The sequence below is a fragment of the Pontibacterium sp. genome (assembly GCF_041587635.1).
Classification (GTDB): domain Bacteria; phylum Pseudomonadota; class Gammaproteobacteria; order Pseudomonadales; family Balneatricaceae; genus Pontibacterium.
The window spans coordinates 1-7,070 of sequence record NZ_JBFGYC010000172.1 but is presented as its reverse complement, the minus strand read 5'-3'; the positions used below and the strand labels follow the sequence as shown (position 1 = coordinate 7,070).

7 protein-coding genes are annotated in these 7,070 nt (G+C 52.3%); 4 read left to right on the top strand and 3 right to left on the bottom strand.

Annotation, left to right across the window (positions count from 1 at the left end):
• Positions 1-72: 72 nt before the first annotated feature.
• The gene (locus tag ABYW01_RS10175) at positions 73-411 is read left to right on the top strand and encodes a zinc ribbon domain-containing protein YjdM (protein WP_193954292.1); all 339 of its coding nucleotides are present in this window, start codon (positions 73-75) and stop codon (positions 409-411) included.
• Positions 412-582: 171 nt separating this feature from the next.
• The gene (locus ABYW01_RS10170; protein WP_372832491.1) at positions 583-1,125 is read left to right on the top strand and encodes a protein disulfide oxidoreductase; all 543 of its coding nucleotides are present in this window, start codon (positions 583-585) and stop codon (positions 1,123-1,125) included.
• A 152-nt stretch (positions 1,126-1,277) separates the two neighbouring features.
• Here ABYW01_RS10170 and ABYW01_RS10165 read toward each other — a convergent pair whose 3' ends face one another.
• Entirely contained in the window at positions 1,278-2,708 is a 1,431-nt protein-coding gene (locus tag ABYW01_RS10165; protein WP_372832489.1) for a DEAD/DEAH box helicase, read from the bottom strand.
• A 374-nt stretch (positions 2,709-3,082) separates the two neighbouring features.
• Between ABYW01_RS10165 and ABYW01_RS10160 the strand changes: the two genes are divergently transcribed.
• A complete protein-coding gene (locus tag ABYW01_RS10160) occupies positions 3,083-3,484 on the top strand; it encodes a DUF3830 family protein (protein WP_372832488.1) in 402 nt (133 codons plus the stop codon).
• A gap of 66 nt (positions 3,485-3,550) precedes the next feature.
• Here ABYW01_RS10160 and ABYW01_RS10155 read toward each other — a convergent pair whose 3' ends face one another.
• Positions 3,551-4,747: an iron-containing alcohol dehydrogenase gene (locus ABYW01_RS10155; protein ID WP_372832487.1), complete on the bottom strand. Its 1,197-nt coding sequence runs from the start codon at positions 4,745-4,747 to the stop codon at positions 3,551-3,553.
• A gap of 265 nt (positions 4,748-5,012) precedes the next feature.
• Complete coding sequence (locus ABYW01_RS10150; RefSeq protein ID WP_372832486.1) at positions 5,013-6,386, bottom strand: glutamine synthetase family protein; 1,374 nt, start codon at positions 6,384-6,386, stop codon at positions 5,013-5,015.
• A gap of 188 nt (positions 6,387-6,574) precedes the next feature.
• On the opposite strand from ABYW01_RS10150, the gene ABYW01_RS10145 reads away from it, so the two are divergent.
• Positions 6,575-6,883, top strand: a complete 309-nt coding sequence (locus tag ABYW01_RS10145; RefSeq protein ID WP_372832485.1) for a hypothetical protein — start codon at positions 6,575-6,577, stop codon at positions 6,881-6,883.
• Positions 6,884-7,070: the final 187 nt, after the last annotated feature.

Here is a 7,070-nt window from a genome sequence, read left to right as displayed (position 1 = left end):
ATAGGCGCACTCGCCAAGCTAGAACAGACCCATTACCATGCACGCCAAACCACTTTAGAGAAGTTATACAGTATGTCCCTTCCTCCTTGCCCGAAATGCAATTCTGAGTTCGTTTACCAAGATCAGGAGATGCTGATCTGTCCTGAGTGTGCACACGAATGGAACCCGTCTGAAGTTGCTGAAGAAGATCAACCGGTGACAGCTAAAGATGCCAATGGAACGCTGTTGGCTGATGGCGATAAGGTCACGTTGATCAAAGACCTGAAAGTCAAAGGCAGTTCTCAGGTGCTTAAGATCGGTACGAAAGCGCTGGTAAGGCGCATCGTGGAAGGAAAGGATCACGAGCTTGACTGCCGAGTGGATGGCGCAGGCGAAATGATGGTGACGGCGAAGTTTGTAAAGAAAGCCTGATCACGCTTATGAAAGGGGACAGATTTATTTGCGAGCCTGTAGATATGTCAGTCCCTTTTGTCTTTTATTTACGAGTCTGATCCCTAATCCCCGACTGAACTAAGTCGTTTATTGTAAGTCCCTTCTACAGACATTCGATTGCTTCCGCTGATATCTGCTGTAGGTCCAACTATGAAAGGCTTCCTTGCCAAACGCTTCACCAATCCCAAATGGTGGTTCTCCCAGCTTAAGGCGCTGCTCTTGATCACTGTAGTGGTCACCGCTATTGGCCTCTATCAACAGCGCAATATGGTTTCGGGCTCTGCACCTGAGCAGATTACCTATACCGTGTCTGGCGAGCGATATGATCTATCCGAACAATATAAACAGGGACCAATGCTGGTCTATTTCTGGGGCAGTTGGTGTGGCATCTGTAGCCTGACCTCTCCAGCGGTGAGCGATATTGCGGAATCTGTCGCGGGGACGGGTAGCAGTGTACTGACGGTAGCGCTGTCTTCAGGGGATGACCGAGATGTGCAGGCCTATCTGGATAAACATAACTATGGTTTCACGACACTGAACGATCCCTCTGGTGAGATCAGCCGCCGCTGGGGTGTGGCGATTACGCCGAGTATTTTCTATCTCAATCCAAAAGGGGAGATCGTACTGGTCAGTTCAGGGTTGAGTAGCGAGTGGGGGATGCGTATTAAGCTCTGGCTGGCAGGTTTTCTCTAACGGCGATGTCTTAGTTTACGGGTATTACGCGCACGTGCTGAAAAGTGAGTGAGGGTACCAGTGATTTTTTAACTGCTTATAAAGACCCCGCTTTAACCGCAGGGCCTTTCACATATCCGCCGACTATTTTCGTCGGTTGCTTTCCGCTGTTCTTAACGTGGTGCGTTGTTGTTCGCAGGTTTTGCACCTGTCGAACGGCGGCGAGGTCTACGCTTAGGAGCGTCTGCGTTGCCAGCAGGTTTCGCTTGCTGTCCGCCACGGTTGTTCGGCTTCTGGCCGTCACCGGAGGTTGCCGGTTTCTTCACATGTTTTTTGTTCTTGCCTGTAGGCTTATGGCCGCGTGCGGCTTCACCGGAGCGTTGTCCGTCACTGTGTTCTACACGTGGCGTGCGCGGTTTCTTCGGACGGTGTGTTTTCTTACGTGAGTTGAGACGGGACTCGGGCAGTACATGCACCGGGTCATAGCCGGGGATGATTTCGCGGGTCAGCACATGGCCGATCAGCTTTTCAATATCATTCAGCTGTTTCTCTTCGTCGGCGCTGACCAGCGAGATCGCTTGTCCTGTTGCGCCAGCACGGCCGGTACGTCCGATACGGTGTACGTAATCAGCGGGTACGTTGGGCAGATCAAAGTTCACCACTTGTGGCAGTTGATCGATATCCAGTCCGCGTGCTGCAATATCGGTAGCAACCAGTACCTGCAGCTTACCGTTTTTGAACTCAGACAATGCGCGGGTACGCGCGCCCTGGCTTTTGTTACCGTGGATCGCGGATGAGCTGATGCCTTGCCCTTCCAGATGACGGCTCAGGCGGTTTGCGCCTTGTTTGGTGCGGGTAAACACCAGAACCTGACGCCATTGGTGCTGTTTGATCAGCTGGGTCAGCAGGGCTGATTTCTTTTTCTTATCAACCGGACTGATCCACTGTTTTACGGTGTTAGCTGTGGCGTTGCGTGGGCTGACAGAGATCTCAACCGGATCCTGTACTAAGCCTTTCGCCAGCGAGCGGATCTCATCAGAGAAGGTCGCGGAGAACAGCAGGTTCTGACGATTCTTCGGCAATACGGCCAGAATTTTGCGGATGTCGTGGATGAAACCCATATCGAGCATACGGTCGGCTTCATCGAGGATCAGGACTTCCAGTTGGTTGAACTTCACCGCTTTCTGGTTGTAGAGATCCAGTAAACGTCCCGGTGTCGCCACCAGTACGTCCGCGCCACGGCGCAGGGCCTGCATTTGAGGGTTGATCTTAACGCCGCCGTACACCACGGTGGAGTTTAGTGGCAGATGCTTGCTATAGGTCTTAACGCTGTCACTGACCTGTGCGGCAAGTTCGCGGGTGGGCGTTAATACCAGTGCGCGTGCCTGATTGGGCGTTGCGCGTTTGCCACCGGATAAACGCTCCAGCAGCGGGAGGGTAAAACCTGCGGTTTTGCCGGTGCCGGTTTGCGCGGCGGCCATCACATCCCGACCTTCAAGCACGGCAGGTATTGCCTGAGCCTGTATCGGTGACGGTGTGTCGTATCCCTGATCTGCAACGGCATCAAGAATAGCGGGGGAAAGGCCGAGGTCGGCAAATTTCATAGATTTTTCTCAAATGTAGGAAGGATTCAGCGCATACCCAAACCGGCGATCTGAATCCTGAAAAATAGTGTGTGGATAACGGATCTACGTGAAGAATGGAATCCGGTGCTGCATTGTGCACTATTTATAAGGTTTCTGCTCCATTTGTCATCTTCAAGACCTCGCCCCCTATGTGTTTGATCCCTCCATGTGTTTAGTCACTTGTGTTTTGCTGCGTGTATTTGTCCGTTCGCTATCAGGCATTTCTTGTATATGGGTATGAGGCGGTCTACGTTTGCTTGTAAGCTGAACAGGCTGTAACGGTTCGCAGTCTTTGGTAGCCGGGCTCAGACTGCTCGCCACTGTGGCTGGTATTTTTCACGATCGAGGTAAATATGATCATTGAGATAGATGGACATCAGTTCTCTGCTGTTTTCGAAGACAGTAAATCGCCCAAAACATGCGAGGTGTTTCGAAAGGCGATGCCGTTTACAGGCGAAATTGTTCATGTGCGCTGGAGTGGCGAAGGAGTGTGGATTCCTCTGGGAGACAGGGATTTTGCAGTAGAGTATGAAGATGCCACGTCATATCCTGCCCCCGGCCAAGTGCTTTTATATCCGAAAGGAAAAAGCGAAACGGAAATACTGATCGCCTATGGCTGTGTTCAGTTCGCTTCAAAAGCGGGCACACTGGCGGGGAATCATTTTGCCACCATTACCTCTGACCTTGATAAGCTGAGAGACATTGGTGTTTCTACTCTTTGGGAAGGTAAAAAGAGCATCGTGTTTAAGGCCTGAATGATGGGCTAACAAGTGAGGTGTGGATTTATCAAGCCGCTGTTCTATAGCCGGCCCGTTACTTATTCAGTGACCCCGTACAGCGTTTAGAAAAATATCTGAATATTGATCCTCTGAAAAAGTGATCGGATTGCCGTTGGCTGCTGCGTCTCGTGCGGCCATTTCACCGATCCGTTTGGCTTGGTTCTCATCGATACTAAGGGCGGACAAGGTATGGGGAATACTGAGTTGTTTACGCATCGTTAGCACCCAATCCATAAAACCATCAAAGCTGGGATCAGGTAGATCCAGATAACGGCTGAGGCGTTCGATACGCGGCTCAATGGAGGATTGATTCGCGCTCAGTACATAGGGCATCAGGATAGCGTTCAGTAATCCATGATGAGCACCGTAGAGTGCCCCCAGCGTGTGGGCGAGGGCGTGCATCGCGCCGAGCCCTTTTTGAAATGCGGTAGCACCCATGGCGGAGGCGACGAGCATCTGGCTGCGGGCTTCCAGATCCTGCCCGTTGGTGTAGACGCGGGGTAGGTATTCTTTGATCAGTCGGATACCTTCAAGGGCGATACCGTCCGCCATTGGGTGATAGCTGGGAGCGCAGAACGCTTCTAAGTTGTGCGACAGTGCATCCATGCCGGTGGCTGCAGTGATATGGGGAGGCAGGCCGGTGGTCAGTTCCGCGTCAAGGATGACGATGGAGGGCAGCATCTGTGGATGGAAGATAATACGTTTCACTTGCTGTTGCTCATCGGTGATCACCGAGGCACGACCCACTTCTGAGCCGGTGCCTGCGGTGGTGGGCACAGCAATAATTGGGGCAATCGCGGATGCATCCACGCGGGTCCAGTTATCACCTATATCTTCAAAGTCCCAGAGGTTTGCACTCTGACCGATCATCAGGGCAATAGCTTTGCCGGTATCCAGCGATGAACCGCCGCCAAAAGCGATAACACCATCATGTCTTCCGGCTTTGTAAGCGGTCACTCCATCTGCAACATTCTGTCCGGTGGGGTTGCCCTGAAGGTTGCTGAACAGGCCGCAGTTTAAGCCTGCGTTCTGGCACTGCTTTATCGCCTGTTCAATCATCGGTAAATTGGCTAAACCGGGATCGGTCACCAATAGGGGGGCTTGGATATTCAGGTTCTGGCAGGCATCGGCCAGCTCTTTGATTCGTCCAGCACCGGCGCGGATGCTGTTGGGGTAGTTCCAGTCGCCAATTAGCGAATCACTTAGGTTGGGGCTTACTTTGCTGGAGGGCGTGGTCATAAGGCTCCTCGATTCAAGAGAGATAGAGTGCGCGAAGGGACAGTGGAAGTATTCGATTCCCATCATATGTAGGGTCGGATTTATCCGACCGGCAGCTTAAAAGCTGCCCTACATTGTCATCAGCCCAGTAACATTTAACTCGGATCTAATCGCAGCGGTTTCCGGCCACGACAAGACGTGAGGCACGTACCAAAATCTGGTTGCCCTCGGCACCCTGAAGGGCATAAAAGAGGGCTGTTACAGCTAGGTTTTTAAATATAAGAATTCAGATGATTTCAAAATAGCGCGCCATCTCCCAATCTGAGACATGTTTTCGGTATTCCCGCTCTTCCCATTCACGTGATGCGGCAAAGTGCTCCACAAAGGCATCGCCAAAGAGTTCTCGGGCGGCGTTGGAGGTTTTCAGACGCTGGGCGGCATCCCATAAGGTTGCAGGCAGTTTCAGGTGATCGGGATGTGTTTGTTCGTAGGCATTGCCGATCACCTGTGCGTCCGGTTGCCAGTTATGCATGATGCCGTACAACCCCGATGCCAGTGCTGCTGCCAGTGTCAGATAGGGATTACCGTCGGCGGAACCCAGGCGGTATTCGATGCGCTGGGATTTTGCACTGCCGGGAATCACCCGCAGAGCGGTGGTGCGGTTATCGATCCCCCAGGTGGCATCCGTGGGTGCCCAGAAGCCCGGCACCAAACGGCTGTAGCTGTTTACTGTTGGGGCAATCAGGCTTAGAAACTCGGGCATCAAACGTTGCTGACCGGCGAGAAAATTACGCTGAATCTGACTCATGCTGTGTGGCTGGTTGGGATCATGAAACGCGCTATCAACGCTGTCCCGATGGGTGAGGGAGATATGGATATGGCCGCTTTGCCCCGGATAATCGTTTGACCACTTCGCCATAAACGTTGCCATGAGCCCGTTGCGTTCGGCGAGGACTTTCATAAAGGTTTTGAATAGGGCGGCTTTATCCGCAGCTTTTTCGGCGCGATCAACGGCGATGGCCGCTTCAAGCACACCGGGACCAGTTTCGGTATGGATGCCTTCGATGGGAAAATCCATCTTCTCCGCCATCTCCAGAATTTGCTGATACAGATCGGAATGTACTGAGTTGCGCAGCACGGAGTAGCCAAACCAGTCGGGGGACAGGGGGACTAAGTTTCTGAAACCTTTCTCGCGCGCGCTGTGCGGTGTTTCCTGAAAGACAAAGAACTCATATTCCAATGCCGCAAACGCATCAAAGCCCATTTTATGGGCACGCTGTATGACCTGTTTGAGAAGATTGCGTGGGCAGACCTCTGCGGCTTGGTCAGTAAATTCAGCGATAAACAGCAGTATATCGTTTTCGAAGGGCAGGTTGCGGCAGCTCTCGGGGATAATACGCACAGGGGCATCGGGGTAGCCGGTGTGCCAGCCGGTGTAGTTGACGTTGTCGTACAGTTGATCTTTCGAATCCCACCCCAGCACCACATCACAGAAGCCAAATCCGTGATCGAGTGAAGAGAAGAACTTATCCTTGCTCATGTACTTGCCACGCATTACACCATCGATATCAAAGAGGCCGACTTTTATGTGCGTCAGACCGCGCTCCTCGACAATCCGCTTGGCTTGCTCGACCGTTTTAACGTCCCTTGGCTGCATCATATTCCCGCGCCTTTTCCGATTGCCTCTCGTGCGACGATATGACCTGAGGTTGGTCAAGTTGGCGCAGAAAGGTTTCCCGTATGATCACGATATGTAAGTCAATATAGCTGGCTCTAAGGTGTTTGGCGTTTGTGTCGTGGTCACTGAGATGTTGGTGATTAGACGATTGGTGCAGAGTGGGAGCAACGATGAACGACTGGTTTGTAAAAAATCTGGGTGACGCGATGCTGGCTTTCGAAGCGCAAGCTGAGTTGGAGGAAACGCTCACCTCTGTACGGATACAGACGGGAAACCCAGAGAATATGGCGGCCTTTATTCGGCATGAATCTGATGGTGGGCTTCACTGTGAGGTGATGGTTTATCTTTCGCCAGCGTGTGAATCCGTGGCGGGTGCGTGTAATGCGACCCCCTGTGCGAAACCCTCACCCGAAGGCTTGGGAATGTTGCTGGGGTCTGACGAAACATGGCAGCTGCTATTTCCTGAGTACAGTAGTTAGAGTTTGAGATATTGCTTCCAACTGTATGTAGGGTCGGATTTATCCGACCGGCAGCTTAGAAAGCTGCCCTACACCGGTTTCCTGAATCTCTCCTGGGCGCCGTTCCTGATGAGTGTGGATCTAGCATTAAACTTATGGTTGGGGTCTAGCGTTGTATGTAGGGTCGGATTTATCCGACCGGCAGCTT

Bases quoted from the DNA above. Each gene is read 5' to 3' on its own strand.
- ABYW01_RS10155 (WP_372832487.1), bottom strand. From the start codon at position 4,747: ATGACCACGCCCTCCAGCAAAGTAAGCCCCAACCTAAGTGATTCGCTA.
- ABYW01_RS10160 (WP_372832488.1), top strand. From the start codon at position 3,083: ATGATCATTGAGATAGATGGACATCAGTTCTCTGCTGTTTTCGAAGAC.
- ABYW01_RS10145 (WP_372832485.1), top strand. From the start codon at position 6,575: ATGAACGACTGGTTTGTAAAAAATCTGGGTGACGCGATGCTGGCTTTC.
- ABYW01_RS10175 (WP_193954292.1), top strand. From the start codon at position 73: ATGTCCCTTCCTCCTTGCCCGAAATGCAATTCTGAGTTCGTTTACCAA.
- ABYW01_RS10165 (WP_372832489.1), bottom strand. From the start codon at position 2,708: ATGAAATTTGCCGACCTCGGCCTTTCCCCCGCTATTCTTGATGCCGTT.
- ABYW01_RS10170 (WP_372832491.1), top strand. From the start codon at position 583: ATGAAAGGCTTCCTTGCCAAACGCTTCACCAATCCCAAATGGTGGTTC.
- ABYW01_RS10150 (WP_372832486.1), bottom strand. From the start codon at position 6,386: ATGATGCAGCCAAGGGACGTTAAAACGGTCGAGCAAGCCAAGCGGATT.